At 67.4% G+C, this 21,182-nt stretch carries 16 protein-coding genes and 2 pseudogenes; 8 read left to right on the top strand and 10 right to left on the bottom strand.

Features of this window, described 5'->3' with window-relative positions:
- Positions 1-107 precede the first annotated feature (107 nt).
- Positions 108-812, bottom strand: a complete 705-nt coding sequence (locus ABT123_RS12975; protein WP_351312699.1) for a hypothetical protein — start codon at positions 810-812, stop codon at positions 108-110.
- Between the two features lie 409 nt (positions 813-1,221).
- Here ABT123_RS12975 and ABT123_RS12970 point away from each other — a divergent pair, with 409 nt between their 5' ends.
- Positions 1,222-2,301, top strand: a complete 1,080-nt coding sequence (locus ABT123_RS12970; RefSeq protein ID WP_351312697.1) for a hypothetical protein — start codon at positions 1,222-1,224, stop codon at positions 2,299-2,301.
- Positions 2,302-2,345: 44 nt separating this feature from the next.
- Here ABT123_RS12970 and ABT123_RS12965 read toward each other — a convergent pair whose 3' ends face one another.
- The 5 genes from ABT123_RS12965 to ABT123_RS12945 all read right to left on the bottom strand — a co-directional run bounded on the left by ABT123_RS12965 (position 2,346) and on the right by ABT123_RS12945 (position 7,159).
- Entirely contained in the window at positions 2,346-3,080 is a 735-nt protein-coding gene (locus ABT123_RS12965) for a hypothetical protein (protein WP_351312695.1), read from the bottom strand.
- Positions 3,077-3,907, bottom strand: coding sequence for a hypothetical protein (locus ABT123_RS12960; RefSeq protein ID WP_351312693.1), 831 nt, complete (start codon positions 3,905-3,907; stop codon positions 3,077-3,079). The genes ABT123_RS12965 and ABT123_RS12960 overlap by 4 nt, the downstream gene beginning before the upstream one ends.
- Positions 3,908-3,947: 40 nt before the next feature.
- Complete coding sequence (locus ABT123_RS12955; protein WP_351312691.1) at positions 3,948-4,598, bottom strand: hypothetical protein; 651 nt, start codon at positions 4,596-4,598, stop codon at positions 3,948-3,950.
- A gap of 411 nt (positions 4,599-5,009) precedes the next feature.
- Positions 5,010-5,537: an SMI1/KNR4 family protein gene (locus ABT123_RS12950; RefSeq protein ID WP_502970944.1), complete on the bottom strand. Its 528-nt coding sequence runs from the start codon at positions 5,535-5,537 to the stop codon at positions 5,010-5,012.
- A gap of 194 nt (positions 5,538-5,731) precedes the next feature.
- Complete coding sequence (locus ABT123_RS12945) at positions 5,732-7,159, bottom strand: aminotransferase-like domain-containing protein (RefSeq protein ID WP_351312689.1); 1,428 nt, start codon at positions 7,157-7,159, stop codon at positions 5,732-5,734.
- 52 nt (positions 7,160-7,211) lie between these two features.
- On the opposite strand from ABT123_RS12945, the gene ABT123_RS12940 reads away from it, so the two are divergent.
- From ABT123_RS12940 to ABT123_RS12925, 4 genes are all read left to right on the top strand, one after another.
- Complete coding sequence (locus ABT123_RS12940) at positions 7,212-8,396, top strand: aminotransferase class V-fold PLP-dependent enzyme (protein ID WP_351312688.1); 1,185 nt, start codon at positions 7,212-7,214, stop codon at positions 8,394-8,396.
- Positions 8,393-9,694: an MFS transporter gene (locus ABT123_RS12935; protein WP_351312687.1), complete on the top strand. Its 1,302-nt coding sequence runs from the start codon at positions 8,393-8,395 to the stop codon at positions 9,692-9,694. The genes ABT123_RS12940 and ABT123_RS12935 overlap by 4 nt, the downstream gene beginning before the upstream one ends.
- Positions 9,695-10,007: 313 nt before the next feature.
- The gene (locus tag ABT123_RS12930) at positions 10,008-10,226 is read left to right on the top strand and encodes a hypothetical protein (protein ID WP_351312685.1); all 219 of its coding nucleotides are present in this window, start codon (positions 10,008-10,010) and stop codon (positions 10,224-10,226) included.
- A 521-nt stretch (positions 10,227-10,747) separates the two neighbouring features.
- The gene (locus tag ABT123_RS12925) at positions 10,748-11,173 is read left to right on the top strand and encodes a hypothetical protein (RefSeq protein WP_351312684.1); all 426 of its coding nucleotides are present in this window, start codon (positions 10,748-10,750) and stop codon (positions 11,171-11,173) included.
- A gap of 22 nt (positions 11,174-11,195) precedes the next feature.
- Here ABT123_RS12925 and ABT123_RS12920 read toward each other — a convergent pair.
- Positions 11,196-11,387: pseudogene (locus ABT123_RS12920) on the bottom strand (CorA family divalent cation transporter); the annotation flags it as partial.
- Between the two features lie 483 nt (positions 11,388-11,870).
- Positions 11,871-14,888 carry a tetratricopeptide repeat-containing protein gene (locus tag ABT123_RS12915; RefSeq protein WP_351312682.1) on the bottom strand — a complete coding sequence of 1,006 codons (3,018 nt, stop codon included), beginning with the start codon at positions 14,886-14,888 and terminating at the stop codon, positions 11,871-11,873.
- A 222-nt stretch (positions 14,889-15,110) separates the two neighbouring features.
- On the opposite strand from ABT123_RS12915, the gene ABT123_RS12910 reads away from it, so the two are divergent.
- A complete protein-coding gene (locus ABT123_RS12910) occupies positions 15,111-15,689 on the top strand; it encodes a maleylpyruvate isomerase N-terminal domain-containing protein (protein WP_351312680.1) in 579 nt (192 codons plus the stop codon).
- Positions 15,690-15,731: 42 nt separating this feature from the next.
- On the opposite strand, the pseudogene ABT123_RS12905 reads toward ABT123_RS12910, so the two are convergent.
- Positions 15,732-16,852, bottom strand: a pseudogene (locus ABT123_RS12905) (IS630 family transposase).
- A gap of 158 nt (positions 16,853-17,010) precedes the next feature.
- Here ABT123_RS12905 and ABT123_RS12900 point away from each other — a divergent pair.
- Positions 17,011-18,312 carry a GNAT family N-acetyltransferase gene (locus tag ABT123_RS12900; RefSeq protein ID WP_351312678.1) on the top strand — a complete coding sequence of 434 codons (1,302 nt, stop codon included), beginning with the start codon at positions 17,011-17,013 and terminating at the stop codon, positions 18,310-18,312.
- A gap of 329 nt (positions 18,313-18,641) precedes the next feature.
- Here ABT123_RS12900 and ABT123_RS12895 read toward each other — a convergent pair whose 3' ends face one another.
- A complete protein-coding gene (locus ABT123_RS12895) occupies positions 18,642-19,805 on the bottom strand; it encodes a magnesium and cobalt transport protein CorA (RefSeq protein ID WP_351312676.1) in 1,164 nt (387 codons plus the stop codon).
- Between the two features lie 186 nt (positions 19,806-19,991).
- Here ABT123_RS12895 and ABT123_RS12890 point away from each other — a divergent pair, with 186 nt between their 5' ends.
- Entirely contained in the window at positions 19,992-21,113 is a 1,122-nt protein-coding gene (locus tag ABT123_RS12890; RefSeq protein ID WP_351312674.1) for a winged helix DNA-binding domain-containing protein, read from the top strand.
- Positions 21,114-21,182: the final 69 nt, after the last annotated feature.

The raw sequence follows: 21,182 nt of genomic DNA, 5'->3' as shown, positions 1-21,182 counted from the left end.
CGCGTCGGCGGCGCCGGTGCGGGGGTATCCGTATGCGGAGTGTCACCCACGCCCAGCCGTACCGCCATACGCGCGTCGCAAAGACGTCACATAGCCGCCAGTAGCCGCTAGGCAAGAACGTTGACGGCGCGGGCGACGACGAGGCCGAGGATGAGCAGCGAGACGAGGGACTGGACACCCATGGCGATCTTGGCCCAGGGGGCCAGCGGCATGACGTCGGTGGGGCTGAAGGCAGTGGCGTTGGTGAGCCCGAGGTAGAGGTAGTCGATGAAGCGGGGGCGCCAGCCGGCGGTGTTCAGCTCGGGGCTGAGCTGCTGGGGGAAGGCGAGTGCGGGGGTGGGGGGCATGCGGCGGGCGCGGGCGGCGGCCCCGCCGCTGTCGAGTTCGAAGTACAGCAGGGCGAAGGCCAGGACGGTACCGCCCCACACCGCGCCGCCGGCCTGCAGCAGGCTCGCGGCCGAGCTGGTTTCCTCCCCACCGTGGATGAGGTCGTCGACCAGGCGGACGGTCGACCAGACGGCACTGAGCGCCAGGACGCCGACCAGGGCGATCGACACGCCACGCAGGGCGGACGAGCGCCGGCTGATCCGGCCCGGGTCGCCCGCGATCAGTGCCAGCAGGAGCAGCCCCTCGACCGAAGGGAGCACCCAGCGAGGTGCCAGCCGCAGGTCGTCGGGGAGCAGCAGGGTCAGTACCATCGCCGCGACGACGGCCGCGGCCATCGGCCACCGGGTCTCGCCGAAGGCCTCACGCGGCTCGGGGGCATGGTGCTGCGTCGCAGCGGCTGAGCTGGTGACGTTCCGACCCGACACGCCCGTCCCTTCCCCGTGGGATTGCATACACGTCTCGGCACATCCTCCGGCCGGTCGGCCCTGCGGTCACTCCGGCGCGCGGGCCGGGCGCGGTACGTGCACGCGGGTGGAGCCATCGGCAGCCCGCCGAGCCCCGAACGGGCCGGCCCCTTGCCCCCGGGGGTGCCCTTCCGGCCCTTCCCCGGAGACCGGCGTGCATGGTGCGATGGCGCGCGGTGATCCACCGAGAGGACTGCGTGTGAATGGCCGGGAACAACTGAGCGAAGCCGAACGACGGAACCGTACGGGCGCCACGGCGCGGCCGACGCCGACGCCGGCGGTCGCGCCGCGGAGTGTGACGGGCGGCGGCCTGCGCCCCGCGGGACTGACGGACCTGCAACGTGCCGTGGGCAATGCGGCGGTGGCGCGCATGGTGGAGCAGGAGCGCCATGTCCATGGCGCGGACTGCGGGCACAACGGGCCGGGACCGGCGCAGCAGATCCAGCGCTCGGCGGTCCAGCGGACGGCGATCGTGGGGGGCGCGCGCGTCGGCGATCCCCTTGCCCTGATCGAGGAGAACAACCTCTCCCACCTCCTCACGCCGACGGCGCTGTCGGTGCTGGAGTTCGTGAAAGGGCAGGGCGACAAGACGCTCCTGCAGGCGAAGGACGCAGAGAGCCTCGCCATCCAGGCCATGCGGACAGCGGCGCTGATCGAGCTGGTCCGGTCGATCAACTCCAGCGGAATCCTGGGGCGTCGGTCCCTCTCCCGGCAGGGGATCTCCCACACCGGATCGAACGACCGGGGAAACGAGACCGCGCTGGCGGTGAACGTGCTCGACGCGCGAGGGGCGAGGAACCCCGAAGACATCGCGGACACGGTGACGAAGTCGCTGACGGAACCCAACAACGGCAGTTTCAGCGTGGCCATGGAGCGGCCCCAGGACGACGACATGATCCTGGACGACATGAGCCGGGACGCCCGGGACGTCGAGTTGACCACTGCCGAGCTCGCCGAGATCCGGGAGACCGCGAAGGGACAGGAGGAGCTGATCCCGTACCTGATCTCGGCGAAGAAACAGGACCGGCTCGCCGACGGCCACGAGAGCACGCTGGCGATGTACGGGTCGCTGCTCCGCGAGCGGACCGAGGACACGGTGATGGCGATCATCGACAACCCCGGACCCGATGTGGCGACACTCGGCCCGCACTCGGGTGCCTACGAGTCCGATGTGCCGTCCGACAGGATCGCACCCGGCAAGGACGGGTTCACCTCCCTGGTGCTACCCGCCTGGTTTGAGCCGTACGGGCTGCTGCTGCCCCTGAAGGAGTGGCCGGCGGGCGTGGCACTGCGGTTCGCCGGAACCAAGCAGGTCACGGCCCACTTCCGGGCCAAGGGCAAGGACTGGCCCATCACCGTCGAAGCACCGGACTACGGCACCGAAATCACCGCCCACCTCCAGAAGTTCAAGCTGATCGCCACACACATCCTCAAAACCGCCCATGCGTAGCGGGATCCTCCCCAGCCGCTCCCCTACCGGCGCCAGGGCCTGATTCACGGCAGCCACAGGTGCCTGGAAAGATCGAATTGAGCCGCACGCAAATCTGAAGGCCGGAGTCCTTCATCACCCAAGCGATGGACGGCCTTTTCACACCATGAAGGGCTGGTGAACCGGCTGGTGAGGATCCTGTGGACCGGTGCGCCGGCGAGATCGGCCGCGGCGAGCCATCGCGGCAGCACCCGCGCATAGGCCGCACTGGCACCGACAGCCTTCAGGAACGGGACGGACGGCACCACACGCCCTGCGGGGATCTGGCGAGCAGCCCACGCACAGCGTTGGGCAAAGGATTCGGGAACGGGAGGATGCGTTCCAAAGACAGTGCGCACAGGCGAGCCGCTCGGGCCAACAGTGCCCGGGGCGAGAACGATCCCACAGAATCTCTGCATCCGACGGAATTTACGCATGGGAGCGGAGGCCAGCGACGCGCCATGACTACACGGTTCGCATGCGAAGGTGATACGAACACGCAAGCTCCCGGAAAGCAGCTCGTCTCCCGAACCCAGGAAATCCGGTGGTCCCCCATCGAGAACGATGTCGACCCGGGCACCCGTTGGCTCGATTTGCAATTCTTCGAGGTTTCCCGCACGGGCCAGCGTGACTTGCCGAGGGTTGACGTTCACTTCGTCACACAGCAGCTCCAGCATCTCCATGTTCTGCATGGGAAGCCCCGGCCCCTGTTTGCGATGTAGGGAGCGCACGTAAGGCCTGTTTTTGTCGTACTCGCTCAAGTGGAACGTTCTTCTCTCAAACCGGGATCGGACAGCGGTAGAAGAATGGTGGACTTCGCCGCCGACGCAGCGTCCGGTTCATGGCCCAGGATCACGCGAGTCCGATTCATCGTGCTTCGCCAGCGGTGTTCCCAACGCTGCTCGCTCATTTCCAAAGGAAAGTCCGCAAGGTGGGCTACCGAGGCGTCCTGATTCAGTCTGTGAAATGCGGTTTCAGGTTTTCTCTTAATCCTCAGGACAAGCTCAAAAAAAGGAGCACGGCGCGTTGCTGGGAGGAAGCCGAAAGGCCCGAATGCCATCACCCAGGCCTGGAGTCCTTTCGATACGGGATAGCGAATCTGCACACTGCGTAAGTTCCCCACTCGCATATCGCACTCAAGCCAGAATCTACTCAGCTCAAGGAGTCCCCCGATCAGTCTCACGATTTCATCGGGTTCCCTGAGGCCGGGCCAAGCGATACTCAGCAGGTGCGCTGCCGGGTCCTCTATGCTCTTCTGTATCTCTGCTTCCAGCTCACTCATTTCTTCCGGTTCGCGGCCTGGATCGACCACCAGACGATTCCAGTGCGGAATATTGGAGTCGCTCGCGGCGAGTCGGGCGAAAAGGCATCCATTCTGGCCACGCTGATGCCAGTCCGTCAGCGCAGCAGCCACAGCACTCGGAAGATCACCCTCCCCTTTCTCCATCAGAGCGCGAGTCGCGTCTGTGTACTGAGGTACTGAAGGAAATCGGTAGTTACCGTACGCCACGGTTCCCGGCAGAATGGCGTACGCCCCCAGCAATCGTTGCGTCTCGGAGCCATTCACCCTGGTGACCCACTTCACCACAGGTTTCGCCTTCTCGGGACAGTGCTTGGTCCGGGTGACCTCACTCCGACCCGTCCCACAGTTTTTCGAAAAGACGGTTGAGGGCATGATACATCGGCGACGAGGCTGTATATTTGAGCACTTTCGAGTCCCTTCCGTGCTCGTGCGGCAGGTAGGGCGTGAAATAGGCGACCTGATCCGTTATGCATATGCGGCCGAGATGTGGGAAGTCGTACCGCCGGGTCTCGACCGTACCCTCGCGGTTGTACGGCGCGACATGCGCGACGTTCGTCTCGATCTGGCGGTGCAGCTGTCCTGAGCCGAAACTTCTGTCGAACGATGCAATTTCAGATTCTCTGTCCCTGGTCCATCGGGCCTTGTCGTCAGAACCTGTACAAGGAAGGAGGATCCGAAATTTAGGGCGCGTTCCGGAACCCGGGTGATCGGTCAGCAGAGTGCCGAATGTGGCCCGCTGGAGTTCGTTGCCTCGCCCGGTGAACAGGTCAACCTTCCGGGCGCGGCGGATCTCTCTGCTGATGTCGGCTTCCGCTTCGGCCTTATTGTTCCAAGACTGTCCGAAATCTCCTCCACTGAGTCGGGACAGCGCCGTCACGAGAAACCATCGGAAGCGCCCGGACCATAAGAAGGCGGCAGTAAGGCCGGCCCAAGTGGCGACCAATGAAGAAAGAACACCGATGAGAAAATTGATCAACCCTCGCGCCCTTCCAGTATGAGGAGTCAGCTGTGCCGAGGCGATCGTTCGTCACGACATGTCAACTGCTCCGGGCGGTAGCGCACTCAGGGTACCGACCCGAACGCTGACGCGTGGGACGAATAACAAAAGGATTGTCGAAATAGGGCCCACGTGTTTCGATCTTGAATGAGCCTTCTCGGTGTGGCCACTGATCGAGTGACGCCGGTGACGCCGGTTATGTGCGGCCTCCGCGACAGCAGAGGTCAAGCCTCGCTGTAGCCTCTGGCCATGACTGGCTGCGCGCACTGGTGAGTGGGATGCCTGCGCGTCGGCCCTGTCAGCAGGCCCGGGGCCCGATCGGCGAGCAGGCCGTCCTGCGCCGCCACGGCACCCTCGCGAGGATCGCGGCCTCCGGTGGGAGTGTTGGGTTCAGCGGCAGAGTTCCATGATGGTGTCGTCGAAGTCAGGGAACTCCTGGGCGGCCAGTTCGATCACGGCCGTGGCTGACCGGCGCTGGTGCGGTGCGAATTGTTCGGCGATGGCCGTCAGTTCCTGATGGGGACGCGGGGTCCAGTCGGGCTCGTACGAAGTGGCAGCTTCCCAGGGGCCGAAGCCGTCGGCCAGCAGCCACAGGAAGTCGCCCAGGTCGCGCGCGACCACACCAGTCTCCCCCTCGGAACCGAGGAAGACTATGGGCTGCTCGGCCAGCGGCCGACTCGGGCGGATCAGCCAGCACGCCGCGTACCCGCCCGTGCCGTCCTGCCCGAACACGCGGAACTCGCTGCCGTCCAGTTCGCTGTTCCCGGTCCACGCCTGGAACCAGTCGGTGGTCTCGGCAGCGGACAGGAAGGCCGGGAAGGGCTCGAAGTCGACCCCGTTCCCGTCTGCGTAGTCGAAGCGAACGGCCATCGCAGTGGCGAGCGCGGCGGGGAACTGTAGATCATCGGTGAGCGTCACGGCGACAGGCTAGCCATGGGGTCGGACATCGGTGGTCTACGGTTTCGCCGTACTGCCGATTGATGCGGCCGATCCTCCCCAGCCGCTCCCCAACGGTGCTTCATGTTCCCCGGATTCTCCCCGGGTGTGGCCGCCTGGGAAGCGGATGACCACTGGTCAGGAGCGCGATCCGAGGCCGATGCTCGTCGTGCGCCCTACTCCTGCCCAGGGCCGACATCCGCGAGCGCGGCTCCCAGCCGACGTGCGCCCTCGGTCAGCTCGGCGTGATCGGCGGTCGCGGCGAAGCCGATGCGCAGGTGGGCCGCCGGCGGCTCGGTGGCGAAGTAGCGGCTGCCGGCGCTCACGGTGACGCCGTGTTGCCGGGCGGCGCCGGCGAGGACCGTGTCGTCCACGCCCGACGGCAGGCGAACCCACAGGTGCAGTCCGCCCGTGGGCAACCCGGCCAGGGCCGCACCGGGGACCTCCCGGGTGACCGCGGCGGCCAGCACGGCGCACCGCTCCCGCAGCTCCGTACCGAGAGAGCGGACGTGCCGGTCCCAGGACGGGGAGCTGAGCACTTCCAGCGCGGCCTCCTGGAGCGGGCGCGTGACGAAGAAATCGTCGACCAGGCGCACCGCCCGCATGCGTTCCATGACCGGCCCGCGGGCCACCAGCGCCCCGATCCGCAGGCTCGGTGCGGCCGGCTTGGTGAGTGAGGTGACGTGGACGACCGTACCGTCGCGGTCGTCGGCGACCAGCGGTCGTGGCACGGCGCCGCCGTGTCCCAGATGCCGTGCGAAGTCGTCCTCGAGTACGAACGCGCCCGAGGCGCGCGCCACATCGAGGATCTGGCGGCGCCGTTCGGGCGCCAGCACGGTGCCGGTCGGGTTCTGGAAGGTCGGCTGGCAGTAGAGCAGTCGTGCGCCGGTCATCGCGAACGCGTCGGCCAGCATGTCGGGCCGCAGGCCGTCGGCGTCGAGCGGCACCGGAACGGGCCGCAGCCCCGCGGCGCGGGCGGCGGCCAGGGCCCGGGGATAGGTGGGGGACTCGACCAGGACCGGGCTGCCGGGCCCGGCGATGGCCCGGAACGCGATCGACAGCGCACTCTGCCCGCCGGCGGTGACCAGTACGTCCTCCGGTGCAACGCTGCCGCCGACGATCCGGGCGAACACGGTGCGCAGCGCCGTCAGGCCGCCGGCCGGGGCGCGGTCCCAGGCGTCCGGACGGCGTGCCGCCCGCGCGAGCGCCGCGCTCAGGGCCCGGGTGGGCTGGAGCGAGCGGTGTACGTAGCCGCCGTCCATCGTGATCGTCCCGGCCGGTGGCGGACCCAGCGGGTCGGCGATCAGGTGGGTGTCGACGGCGCGGTCGGTGAGGGCGACCGTCTGCCAGGCGGTGTCGGTGGCAGCGGCATCGGCTCCGCCGTGGAGCCGGGTGCGCCGTGCCACGTACGTCCCACTGCCCGGACGGGTCACCACCGCGCCCTCGGCGGCCAGCGCGGCGATGGCCCGCGCCACTGTCGCCGGGCCGACCCGGTAGTCCTTGATCAACTCCCGGCTGCTCGGCAGCCGGTCGCCGGGCGGCAGCCGGGAGACGAGCGCCCGGAGACTGTTGGCCAACTCACCAGAAGTGCTACCGTCATTCATGAGAGACAACAGTAGCGCTTCTGGTCCTGGTCGGGAAGCACTTCGGCTGGACGTGGCCGCCCTGCGGGCCGACACTCCCGGGTGCCGCAAGGCCATCCACTTCAACAACGCGGGCTGCGGACTGCTGCCGGCCCCGGTCCTCGACGCGATGGTCGGCCATCTGAACCTCGAAGCCCGGATAGGCGGTTACGAGGCATCGGCGGCCCGGGCCGCCGAAGTCCGCGAGTTCTACACCGAGATCGCCGCCCTCATCAACACCACACCCGACAACATCGCCTTCGCGGGCAGCGCCACCCACGCCTACGCCAACGCCCTCTCCTCGATCCCGTTCAAGACCGACGACGTCATCCTCACCACCCGCGACGACTTCGTCTCCAACCAGATCGCCTTCCTCTCCCTGCGCAAGCGTTTCGGGGTACGCATCGTCCACGCGCCCAACACCCCGGAGGGCGGGGTCGACGTGGAGGCGATGGCCGCACTGATGCGGACCCACCGCCCCCGCCTGGTGTCCGCCACCCATATCCCCACCAACTCGGGCCTCGTCTCGCCCGTAGCCGAAATCGGCCGCCACTGCCGCGAGTTGGACCTGCTCTACCTGGTCGACGCCTGCCAGTCGGTGGGCCAGTTCGTCATTGACGTGGCGGAGATCGGCTGCGACTTCCTCACCGCCACCTGCCGCAAGTTCCTCCGCGGCCCGCGCGGCTCCGGGTTCCTGTACGTATCCGACCGCGTCCTGCGCGCGGGCTACGAACCGCTGTTCATCGACATGCATGGGGCCCGCTGGACCGAGCCGGGCGGCTACGAGCCGGCAGGCACGGCGGCCCGGTTCGAGGAGTGGGAGTTCCCGTACGCCACGGTGCTCGGCAGCGCCGCCGCGACCCGCTATGCCCGCAACGTAGGCATCGAGGCCATCGAGCACCGCACCCCGGCGCTCGCGGCCCGACTGCGCGACCGGCTCGCACCGATCCCGGGGGTACGTGTACTCGACCGCGGCCCGCGCCTCGCGGCGCTCGTCACCTTCGGCATAACGGGCTGGCAGCCGCAGCCGTTCAAGGCGGCCATGGACGCCCGCGGCATCAACTCGGCGCTCAGCTTCCGCGAGTTCGCCCAGTTCGACTTCGGGGACAAGGACGTCGACTGGTGCCTGCGCCTGTCACCCCACTACTACAACACCGAGGAGGAAGTGGACCACGTCGCGGACGCGATCGCGGACCTCGCGGGCCAGGGACGGCGATGACGGCCACCCGGACACGCACCGCAGAACCGTCCCGGGAGAGCCCGGAAAGCCTCTGGCGCAACGGTGACTTCCTCAAGTTCTGGCTCGGCGAGACGATCTCGCTCCTGGGCACCCAGGTGACGAACCTCGCCCTGCCGCTGACCGCGATCCTCGCCTTCGACGCCACCGACGAGCAGGTCGGCATCCTGCGGTTCCTGCAACTCGTCCCGTACCTCGGGCTCGCCCTGATCTTCGGGGTGTGGGTGGACCGCGCGCGGCGGCGGCGGATCATGCTCGGCGCCAACCTCGTCCGGATGATCCTGCTGGCCCTCGTGCCCGTCCTGTACTGGACGGACGCGCTGAGCATGGCCTCGCTCCTGGCCATCGCCTGCGCGGTCGGCGTAGCCTCGGTCCTCTTCGACGTGAGCTGGATGGCGTACGTACCCACACTCGTCCGCGACCCCAAGCACTATGTCGAAGCCGGCGCCAAGATGGGGATGAGCTCATCGGCGGCCGACGTGGCGGGGCCCGGGCTCGCCGGTGTCCTGATCGGCGCCCTGACCGCACCCGTGGCACTGATCGTGAACGCGTTCTCCTATCTGGTGTCCCTGGTCTCGTTGCTGCTCATCCGCACCCCCGAGCCAAGACCCCAGCCCCCGGCCGCACGACGGCACGTACCGACCGAACTCCGGGACGGCCTGCGCTGGGTCCTGAAGAACCCGGTCCTGCGATCGCTCGCGCTGATCGGATTCTGTTGCAACTTCTCCATGATCACCGTATGGACGATGTTCCTGCTGTACGGAACACGCGACCTGCACCTGGACTCGACAACCCTCGGCGGTATCTTCGCCACCGCCTCCGTGGGCGGCCTGATCGGCGCGGCGATCTCCCGCAGGGTCATCCGCCGCTTCCGTCTCGGCCTCGTCTACCTGGTCGCCCAGTCGGCCCTCCTCCTCGGCCCGACGCTGATCGTCCTGGCCACCGGCCCCCGGCCGGTGATGGTGGGGATGTTCGTCCTCTCCTTCTTCACCAGCTACCTCGGACTCGGCGTCGCCGGCGTGGTCATCGTCAGCCTGCGCCAGGCCAGTACCCCGCAGTCGATGATGGGCCGCATGACAGCGGTCTTCCGCACCCTGCTCTTCGGCGGCGGCGCCCTCGGAGGCCTGTCCGCGGGCCTCCTGTCCGGCCGGATCGGCGCCCACGGGGCATTGACGGCGGCGGCAATCGCCTCCGCCGCGGTCCTGATCGCACTAGCCCTGTCCCCAGTAACCCGGCTCCACAACCTGCCATCAACACCAGACGGACCACCCGCCACCTGACCCGAAGAACCCCGAAGGGCCCCACCGCGCACGCCGGGGCCCTTCGCCCAGGCACCCGGTGAGGGGCCGGGGCGCGGGTCCATGCCGCGATACCCAACCGATTCTCCCCACGCACTCCGCAGAGCCCGCGCAGACCCTCCGGATTCTCCCCGGCTACGGCAGCCTGTTGTCGTGTTCCTTGCCCTCCCCGTATAGGAGCGCCCAAACACGCCTCGCAGACGCTCAGCGATCTGAGCAGCCCGTCGCGCAGGCGTGGCTGACTACCGTAGATCGTGATCACGGATGCGGAGCCGCTCGCCGGTAGCCTGCCCGCGTGGCTGAGACCTGGAACGAAGAGCAGTTGATCGCGGACGGCTTCGAGCGTGTGCACACCGAGCTGGAGTGGTACGACGGACCGCGCGCCGGCCTTGCTGACATCGACGGGAAGCCTCACTACTTCGAGAACCACCAGTACGACCACGCCGACGAAGCCGATGAGTACCAAGTCTGGCCCGCGAGTGAGGCCGCGGTGGAGCTGGAGCGCGAGCAGTGAGCGATCTTCGCCAGGTGGAACGAGCGCCGTGAGGCCGGCCAGGTCGGACCGGAGACCCATCCGGACTACGGCGGGATCGACGTCCGTTATGACGAACTGGACCTGCTGTTGGCGCCACACCGCCAGGCGCCGGACGACGCGCGGCGGCTTGTCGGCGAGCTGCGGTTCGTTGCTGGCGCTCGCTACCGGGTCGAGGGGCTCAACTACTGGTTTCGGTGGCGCCCGAGCAGGTGAGGCCGTCGTTGATCATTAGGTGTTGTGTGGACAGCCGGTGATCAGGCGGCGTCCTCGGACGCCGGCGTGCTGCCGACGCCTCCACCGCCGCTACGCCCAGTCCGGCTTCGGTGCGGGAACCGGACCGTGCGACCGAGCGATCGCTGCCAAGTTGCAGGCCGGGTCGCAGCCGTTCAACGCCTGGATCATGACTATGGCGAAATCGTGCACGGATTCGGGGGCGCCCGAGTCAGCCGTCCGAAGAGAGGGATTCAGTGACTGATCGGCCGCGAAGGTTCGTCTGGTTGATGGTTGCCGCCGCCGGGTCTCTCATTGCGGCGCTGATCGGTTTCCTCATGGACCCGATCGAGGACCAAAGCCCCCCACCCCTCACCGTCACTGACGTGGAGGGGGTCTGGTCGGCTTCGGACGACGGACGTCTGACGGTTCAGGCAGACGGTTCCGCAGAGCTGGAGGGGGTGACAGAACCTGAGGTGAACTGCGGGCAGTACACCGGTCGGAATCCCTCCACGTACACCGGCCCTGCGACCTGGGTGTTCGACACCTTTCCCGACGAGTCACCGGGAATCAGGCTCGACTACCCAGGCCCCGCCACCGGCAAGACGTGCCGGATCTACCTCTCCATATCAATCTCAGACAAGTACGGAATCAGAGGGTTCCTCCCTCACGACTCCGACCCGTCATACGTGCGCGGCGCCCCGCATCCGGGCTGACCGCAGCGACGGCCGGCACCGTCTATAGCCAGTCGCGCTTCTTGAAGATGACGTAGGGGATCACGCAGACCACCGCCATCAGCAGGATTGCGAAGGGGTAGCCGCCTGCCCAGTGGAGTTCCGGCATGATTTCGAAGTTCATGCCGTAGATCGTGCCGACCAGGGTGGGGGCGAAGAGGATGGCGGCCCAGGAGGAGATCTTCTTGAAGTCCTCGCCCTCACGCCGTTGACCTGCGGAAAACGACTGGAGAGGCGCTCTGACCTGCGGCGATCCGTCTTTCCGGCCATTTCGCCCTGCTGCCCATTTGCACGGCCGATTCTCCCCAGCCGCTCCCCAACGGGGCTTCATTCTCCCCAGATTCTTCCCAGCGGAGAGTGCTCGGAGACGACTCACCGCTGGCCAGTGGGCGACTGTGCGCGGTGGGCTACGCCACATCGACTGGCCGTCTCCCGTTCTGCGTCCTGCTGGGGCCGCTCGGCCTGTCGGCGAGCCCGTTCCGGCTGCGCGCCCGAGGGGGCGGCGTCCCGCGGACGCGACCCGCAACGGGTCGTGAGACTCGTACTGGTCCGGCGGCGTCCGCCGCCCAGTGCGGTGGAGGCGTAGAAGGCCCCATCCCCGACGAGAGCATCGTTCGTCCGAAGCTGTGCCTCGGCTGGGGCTGTCGAGTAGCGGCTTCTCAGATCAAATTTCGTCGGTTCAATCAGAAAGGGCTGCAGTGGCTGTCATGGCAGCCATGGAGGCGATCAGCCGCCACCCGATTTCGTGCGCTGCGTCGAGCAGGGACTTGTCCGCCGCTTCGAGCGCTGCAAGGAGCGCCTTGATCTCGGTCCGGTCGCCACGATCGACGGCGCCCAGGAGGCGCAGAACCAGTAGCTTCAAAGGCTGGTCGGGCTCTCTGGCCAGACGTTCCCCATCGGGGTGGTTGATGATCTCCACCAGCTTCCGGAGCACAGGAAGGGCGGCGATGTCGTTCTGGATGAAGGCCATGCCGACTTGCAAGCCGACGTTGTGCACGGCCGTCGCGATGGGCATGGGGTCCAGTTTCGAAGTTGTCGCGAAGGTGGCGAGCTTCGCGAGTTCCGCCTCAGTCCCAGCCCAGCACTTCTGGAACGCGAGAGCCTCCGCCAGCAGGGCGATGACATTGATACGCAGCACCACGGGAAGCCGAGGGTCGTCCAACAGTGTCCGACAGCGTTGCTCGATCTCGTGGTCGGGCAGGTTCTTGTCGCTCAAGGCCTGTGTGATCCGCTCGATGTCGGCGAGGAACTCGGAGACGGCCGTGGTGGGGAGTCGTTCGGCAAGCGCTCGCAGGTCGGTGATCAGACGGGCAACCGGCTCGCCCGGCACCTCGCGATGTGTTGCCGTACGGAGCATGGCTAGGACGTTGGCGACCGCGTTGACCACATCGGCCGGGCGGGATTCCGCGATCTGGAGCGCTAGTTCGCGGATGCGCTTCAGGTGCGGGACCAATTCGTCCAGTCGTGCACCCCGCTTCCTCATCAGATCAACGAGGGGCACCCGTGTCTTGAGTTCGAGTACGGGTGCCGGGACCGTGCGGGCCATGAGGAGGGCCAACTCCGACTCGAAGCAGATCCGGGCTTCGTCCAGGCTTCCCGTACGGAAGTGGGCCCCGCCGAGGTTGCCGTACAGGACCGCAAGATCGTCGGAGCTGATCCCGAGCCGAAGGGCGTGCCCGGCGAGGCTTTGTGCGTGGGGGACCAGTTGGCGCATGCGGTGTTCGTCCTCGTTGTCGATGAACTCCGCGAGCCAGCCTTGGGTGTGAAAGGCGGCGCGGCTTAGGATCCGCTCCATGTCGCCGGAGCCTTCCAGCCGTCCTCGTACGACATGCTGCACGATCTCGTTGATGCTGATCGTCTCGTCGAGCTCGTTGCTGTGATTCGGCCCGTCCTGTCGATGCGGGGCGCCTGCACTGAGTGGTTCACCTCGTTGGACGAGGGATTCGCTCCGCAGGGCGCGGTGGATCTCCAGAACGCTGAGAGAGTTCCCAGGCGACTCGACCATCACCATCGGCCCCTTCAGGCCACTGCGTAGGACGGACTCCTTCGATAGCACGGCCGCAGCGACCAGGAGCTGGAGCGGGATTTGGCGGGAGGCCATGTACGAGGCAGTGATGATCGACGCGAGCGCCGCGCTCGATGTGTCCTGCTGCCGCCCGTCCTTCGCAGCGCGGCCGATCCGCTGCAGTGCCACGAGGATGGCCGCGACCAACGTGCGCGGGTAATCGGGCGGGACTGACTGCTCGTCGTCCAGCGCTCGATCCCGGATGATCTCCAGATAGCGCGGTACCTCCGCGAGGCCGAGCCCGCAGCCGGCCAGGTAGCCACAGGCCAGCTCGATGGCCAGAGGCCAGTGCTCCAGGTTCCGCACCAGCTCGGTTGCCGCCTGCGCATGCGTCTCGCTCCAGAAGGCGTCGTCCGCGGACAGGCGCAGGCGGACCAATGACACGGCCTCTTCGGTGGTGAGCTGTGCGACGTTCACCCGCCGGGGGTGGGTTGCCCAACTGCTCTGGTTGGTGGAAGTGATGATCACGTGGCCTCGTCCACCGGTGGGCAACCACGGAAGGAGCCGGCGACGGTCCGATGCGTTGTCGACGACCATGAGCCATCGGCCTGGGAGCGCGCTCAGGAGGGCGCGCACCCTGTTCCGCAGGACCCCGGAGTCTATGCTCGCCTGCTCGTGCTGAGGCGCGAGCCAATCGTGCAAGATGCGGTAGGAGGCAACCAGAGCGGCATCGCTTTCCGCATCGAGCCAGAAGATCTGGTCGTACGAATCTGCGACATCGTGGGCATACGCGGCAGCGGCACTGGTCTTCCCGATCCCGGACAGGCCCAGCACGGCACAGCTTCGTACCACTCGGTCCTGGGGTGATTCAGTGAGTGCCCGGTGCATGCGCTCCAGCAGTTCAGGCCTGGGTAGATCCGGTTGCGAAGGGACTGGCCCCACCATGATGCCCCAGTCGAAGTTCCCCAGGTCGTGGGCGAGGTGAGTGGACTCTGTCAGCAGTTCGGAACGGAATTCGTCCAGGGTCAGCACACCGTCGAATTCGCCGCAGGCCCTTCGGAAGATCTCCGACACCAGGTGATTGGTCATGCGCCCCGCTGAGCGCAGGCCGAGGCCGCTGCGCTGTTGCGAACGGAACCTCCTGATGCGCTCCCGTAGGTGTTCGCGCAGCTCATGAGGCTCGCGAGAATCCGGCACGATGCGTGCGCGACTCAACCGCAACAACTCGTCGTGGCCAAGGCTGTGCGCGTTCTCTTCCTGTTTCGGGCTTCGCTCCAGAAGCTTGGCCAGCTCCAGTCGCAACTCGTCAGGATCGGTGAGGCCCAGCACGCGGTTCAAGCGAACGGCCTTGGCATGCAGTCTCATATTCGTGATCAAGCTGTAGGTCTTGGCGCTCGGCCTGGCTTTGATCATCCGTACGAGTACGGCAAAGGCGGCCGGGGCGGACAGCTCGGTGCCTGGGCCTCCTGATTTCACTTGTGCCGCGAGCACGGGGGCGCGCCCGTCACCCACCAAATCGAAGTCGATGGCATCCGGGTCATGGACTGCCTCTCCGGTGGTGCACGTTGGTTCGATTAGCGCCGCACTTACGCCTGGGCGCCGCCCTTCGGTAGCGGCCAGTAACTCCTCCAGCGTGACCAGATATTGGTACTGAAATCCGAAGGCAGCAGCCTGCCCCCCACGTTCCGCCATGCTGGCCCCTTCCTTCCCTAGCGATCAAGCCTTTGGTGGTCGTTCAAGGCTAAGTAGCCCTACTGACAGCATGGGGTGTCCCGTGCTGATCACGCGCGACGTGGGAGAGCTGACCGGGACCATGTACACCTGGCTCGACCTGTCACGGCCACGTCTAGGTGCTGTGACCGGAAACGTTCACCGGGACGGGTGGGCTGGTAGGACACCGATTACTCTCGCGGCATGGGCAGCATGGACTTCCGGGACGTGGAGCGGGCGGTTGCCGTGATGCTGGGGGTGCTTGGACCGCATCGCAAGGCGGACTGGTCGGTGCAGGCAGGCTCTCTGGAGTGGGATTGCCTGGCGACAGCTGCCCACGTTGCGCACGACCTCCTCGCGTATGCAGGACAGGTGGCGGCCCGGCCGGCCGATGCCTATCTGCCCTTCGACCTGGCCATCCGCCCGCAAGCCGGTCCACGTGAGGTGCTGAGCGTGGTCGAGGCGTGCGGGAGCCTGCTCGCCGGCGCTCTGGCTGCGGCGGATCCGCAGATGCGGGCCTGGCACTGGGGGCCGTGTGACGTGTCGGGTTTTGCTGCGATGGGTGTCGCTGAAACCTTGCTGCATACCCATGACATCACTCAAGGACTGGCAGTTCCGTGGCTTCCTCCGGCCGCGCTGTCTGCCGCCGTCCTGCGGCGTCTCTTCCCGGACGCTCCGTCCGGCGAACCGGCCCGGGTCTTGCTCTGGCGCACCGGGCGGGGTGATCTTGCAGGTCGCTCCCGGGTTGATTCCTGGCGCTGGAAAGCAGCTCTGTCCGGCTGAGTCGCGTCCGTGAGGCGGCCTGGCAAGTACCGAGGTGGACGGTCAGACGGCGGCTGGTAGCGGTCTGCCGCCCCAGCGGAGACCTCGCTCGCTTCGGATGCGTGCGCGTTCGCGGCGCTGGGCGGCCAGGACGTCGGGATGGCGGGCGTTGTTGTTCCGCCAGCGCAAGTAGGCGTACAGGGCCCGGGTCTGGACGGTGTGGTTCGGATGGTGGGAGTTGGCCAGGGTGAACTGCCGGAGCGGCCCGAAGTGGGCCTCGATGGGGTTGGCCCAGGACGCGTAGGTGGGTGTGAAGCACAACTCGACCTTGTTCCTCCCCGCCCACCTGCGGATTTTCCAGTTCAGATGGGCCGAGAGGTTGTCGAGGATCACATAGATTGGCCCGCCGTCCGGCCGGGCCGCCCGGATCGACCGCATGGCGGCCCATGTGTGATCGATGCCTTTGCGTCGCCGGTTCACACCCCACAGCTTGTCCTCGCCGACCGAGTAGCAGCCGTGGAAGTAGCTGATTCCGTGGGTGCGGCGGAAGGTGGCCGGCAACCGGTCGGGGCGGCCCTGCTTCTTCCAGCAGGAGCCGGCGGTCGGACCGATGCCCAGCGGGCCGAACTCGTCAAAGGCGAACGTGCGGTCCGGACGTTCGTTGACCGCGTACTCGATCCGGGCCAGCTTGGCGTCGAATGCCGGGTCCGGGGATTCCTGCCAGGTCTTCGTCCGCTGGAAGGTGATCCCGCGGCGGGCCAGTAAACATCGCAGGGCCTCGCGGCCGATCCGAACGGGCCGGTCGGCATTGCGCTGCAGGTGATCGACCAGTTTGCGGATCGACCAGCGGGTGAAGGGATTGCCTAGTGCAGTGGGCGGGTGGTGGCCGTCTGGATGACGAAGTCCTCATCGTCACTGCTCAGCAGGCGGGGGTAGCCTCCCGCCCACTGAGGGTTGAGGCATGCGAGCCCGATCTCGTTGAAGCGGTGGATCACGTCACGGACAGTGTCCTCGTCCGCCTGGACCAGACGCGCGATCACCGGGACCGTGCTGCCGCCGGCCGAGGCCAGCAGCATCATCGCCCGCCGAAACCGCACCGAGCTCGTGCTGCCCCGCCGAACCATCTGCTGGAGCTTCTGCCCCTCCTGCTCAGTCAGCCTGCGGACCCTGACCGGTGGTGCCATCCCGCCTCCCCACGCTGGTTGGAAGTTGTCACTTCCGACCAGCACAACGAGCAAGCCGGTGAACCTATGCGGTCACAGCACTAGCGCTCTTCCCGGGGCCTGCGGCGGCCGGAATGATCGGTGCTGACCGATCCGGCTAGAGCTGCGGAGCAGAGCGCATGACCGAGCGAACTACCTACCTCGACCCTGATCGACGCGACCCGAGCTCCCGGAGGATCGGCGTTCGGGCCTTCCGCTGGTATGCGAAGGTCGAGCTTGATCGCGATGGGTACGTCGATGCCGTGGCCTCGCGAGGGCAAGACTCTGGGCTGCCCGCCGCCTACGAGGAGGCCGTCGAACGGGCACGCCTCGCCTGTATCGAGCGCATCCGGTGCGATGGTTACCCAGGCGAGTTCTGGTTCGTGGGCGGCCCGCGCTGGGTCACCCTGTATGTCCAGTTCCCGCACGTCGAGGCTGTGGTCGCAGCGCTGCGCTTAGCAGAGATCGACCACGACTACGGCGAGCTCCACGCGCTCGCCGACCGACTGGCGCTTCCGGTCGATGACTGGCTTGCTCCAGGCGAGCGGGAGCTGATCCGAGGCATCGACTTTGACGCGCCGCCCCACGCGTTCCTGAGGTTTCTACGGGGCAAGGCCAAGAAGTATGGAGTGCGCCTCAACGGCCGGGCGACTGCTGGAAGTGTGTGGGTCCGCCCGACGCTGCCGTCCGCTCAGAAGCAGATCCGGGAGATGTTCCCCGCGCAGCATCCTGGGTGGGTGGACCGGTGGACCGGGTATGTCGAGGCGGATGATGCCCCCTTCCGGCCCTGGGTGGGCGGCAGAGACCAGGACCTCAGTTACGGCGCGACACCCGTGCAGTTCCGCCCTGCGGAGACGCCGACCGGCAACGCCTGTCCCTGCGGCATGAGCCTGAAAGACCTCTCGGACGGCGGGAAGGCGCACAACGCCCACCATGTGGCGTGGGCGTTCGGTATCCGAGCGCCGAAAAACCTCGAATGGTGGAGTGACCTGGCCGTCGTGACGACGCAGTCACCTATCGCGTGGAGGAAACTGGCATACAAGGTTGCGCGGATGCCGCAGAGAGAGAACCACTACGACTTCCCCTCGTGGTCCCACCTTGGCGAGCCTGAGGTGACCCCGCACAATGTGCGGGCGTACCTGCTGCAGGCGAACGGTTGCGTCATTGGCTACCTGACCGCCCACGACTTCAACGAGCACCGCCGCTGGGATCTGATCGACGGGTCACGGTACGGGGAGGAGGACGACGCCCTTCGCCCGCGCATCGACCTGGTCTGGGTGGCGGATGCCTACCGCCGCCAGGGTGTCGGCGCCACGCTTGTACACGCGCTCGCGGACGACTTCGGGTGTCAGGTTGCCGACGTGTCCTGGTCAAGCCCAATCAGTGACGCCGGCCGGAGTCTTGCACGTCGGCTCTCGCCCGAGGGCATCTGGGTCAGCTGACCCGCAGTTCAGGGACCATCACTCCGAAGGGACCGGCCTCGGGCGCTGGCTCTCGGCGGCAAGACGCACTGGTGCCGAGAGGTCGGAGCAGGCCCGATCGCGGCGTGATGAACGGGTGGCACAGCAGATGCTGTGCCACCCGTTGTCGCGACCCTCCGCAACCGCGTGCCGTCGAAGGTGATCGGCGGTGCGGGACGGCCAGCCCCAAGGTGCGGGGGAGCGCCCGGCATGGGCGGCTGCGGATTCTCCCCAGATTCTCCCCAGGGGCCCTGCGGGCCACTTCAGTGTGTTCGCTAGAGCTAAGTTGATCAATGGTACTGCTGTGCGGTCTAGAGCCAGTCGCGCTTCTTGAAGATGATGTACAGGCTGACGCAGACCACTGCCATCAGCAGGATTGCGAAGGGGTAGCCGCCTGCCCAGTGGAGTTCTGGCATGGTCTCGAAGTTCATGCCGTAGATCGTGCCGACCAGGGTGGGGGCGAAGAGGATGGCGGCCCAGGAGGAGATCTTCTTGATTTCTTCGTTCTGTTCGAAGCCGGCCTCGGCCAGGGCGCGCATTTCTGCGTTCTGTTGTTGGGAGACCAGGGTTGCGTTCACTGTCAGGATGTCCGTCAGGGCTTGGCGGAAGCCGTCGACGCGTTCGCTGGTGTGGGTTACGTGGTCCGCCACGTCGCGGAGGTAGCGCTGGAGTTCCTCGTCCGTGCCGTATTTGGCGAAGCCCGCCATCAGGCCGTGGAGCATGCCGACCAAGGGGCGGGTGGCGCGTTGGAACTCGACCATTTCGCGGGAGAGTTCGTAGATGCGGCGGGAGACCTCCGGGTCGCCGCGGAAGACTTCCGTCTCGATCTCGTCCATGTCGTTCTGGACGCCCGCGACGACGGGGGCGTACCCGTCCACCACCGCGTCGAGGATGGCGTACAGGACGGCTTCGGGGCCCAGGGAGAGGAGTTCCGGGGTTTCCTCCATGCGGCGGCGGACCGCGGAGAGGTCCGGGGCTGCGCCGTGGCGGACGGTGATGAGGAAGTCCGGGCCGACGAAGACGTGGAGTTCGCCGAATTCGACCTCCTCGGGGGCGTCCAGGTAGCGGGCGGCGCGCAGGACCACGAAGAGGGTTTCGCCGTAGCGTTCCAGTTTGGGGCGCTGGTGGGCTTCCAGGGCGTCCTCGATGGACAGCGGGTGCAGGTTGAACTCGGCAGCCAGGGAGTGGAGTTCGGCCTCGGTGGGTCGGTGCAGGCCGATCCAGGCCATGCCGTCGGGCTGCTCGCGCAGCTGCCGGAAGGTCTCGGCGAGGGTGGTGGGGGAGGCGACACGGTGGCCGTCCCGGTAGAGGGCCGAGTCGACCACGCTGCGATGGTGCGTCGGTCCGGCGGAGGCTGCGGCTGCCTTCGGGGCCGCCGGGGGAGTGGTGGGGGGAGTCGACGGCGGGGGCGCGGGGCGGCGCCAGCCCGTCCGCTTCGCGGACGGCGAGGGGTGGTTCTCTCGGCGCTCCGGCATCGCTGGCTGGCTCCCTTGTGTTCCTTGGTTCCTTGGTTCCCTCGTTGCGTTTCTTGGTTCCCTCGTTGTGTTGCGGTGGTTCTGGTGGTCTGTGGAGCAGGATATACGGACGAAAGGGGCGGGGGGTGTGGTGTGGGACCGGATTGCGGACAGGAACTGGCCGCAATGCTCGCTAGCGTTTCGGTCATGGCCTCCAGGACGACGCAACCGGTACTCGGTCCCCGCGCGCTGAACCGCGCCACCCTCGCCCGCCAGCTGCTGCTCACCCGCGCCGAGCTGTCGGCCCGCGAGGCGGTGGCGCACCTCGTCGGGCTCCAGGCGCAGAACGTGAAGCCCCCGTACTTCCAGCTGCACGCCCGCCTCGCCCGGTTCCGGCCCGAGGAGCTGTCCGCGCTGATGGAATCGCGCGAGGTGGTGCGCATGGTCACCCTGCGGTCCACCATCCACACCCACACCGCCGAGGACGCCCTGACCCTGCGGTCCCTGGTCCAGCCCGCACGGGACCGGGAGGTCGGCTACTTCCGCGCCGGCCTGGCCGGGGTGGACCTGGAACGGCTCACCGAGCTCGCGCGCGCCCTCGTCGACGCCGGGCCCCGCACCATGGCCGAGATCCGCGAGGCGCTGCTGAAGGAGTGGCCCGACGCCGACCCGCCGGCCCTCTCCGTCGCCGCCCGCTGCCGGCTTCCGCTGGTCCAGGTCACCCCGCGCGGACTGTGGGGGCGCAGCGGCCAGGTCCGGCTGGCCCATCTGGAGCAGTGGGTGGGCCGGTCCGTGGCGGAGCCCGCCTCGCCGGACGAGGCCGTACGCCGCTATCTGCGCGCCTTCGGCCCGGCCTCCGTCAAGGACATGCAGACCTGGGCCGGGCTCACCCGAATGCGTGCCGCCTTCGAGCGGCTCCGGCCCGAACTGGTGACCTTCCGAGACCAGGCGGGGGTGGAACTCTTCGACCTGCCCGACGCCCCGCGCCCCGACCCCGACACCCCGGCCCCGCCCCGCTTCCTGCCCGAGTTCGACAACCTGCTCCTCTCCCATGCCGACCGCGGCCGGGTGGTGCCCGCCGACCTCAAGGGCCGTACCTGGAAAGGCAATCAGGCGTACTGCACCCTCCTCGTCGACGGATTTCTCGCCGGGGTGTGGCGGCTCGACGAAGACCGAAACGGGGACCGGGCCGAGCTCGTCGTCGAGCTCTTCGGCGGCAGCGGGACGAAGGGCACCCGGGAGGAGATCGCCGCCGAGGGGGAGGCCCTGCTCGCCGGGATGACCACCGCCACCCGGACCTCCGTGCGCTTCGGGTCAATCACCGGCTGACGCCCCACTGGTGGCGCGTACCGCACCCGCGGCACGATGCCTGCCAGGGCGCGTCGTTCTTGGTTCCCT

Source organism: Streptomyces sp. NPDC002054, assembly GCF_040296685.1.
Classification (GTDB): domain Bacteria; phylum Actinomycetota; class Actinomycetes; order Streptomycetales; family Streptomycetaceae; genus Streptomyces.
This window is presented reverse-complemented; position numbering and strand designations above follow the sequence as displayed.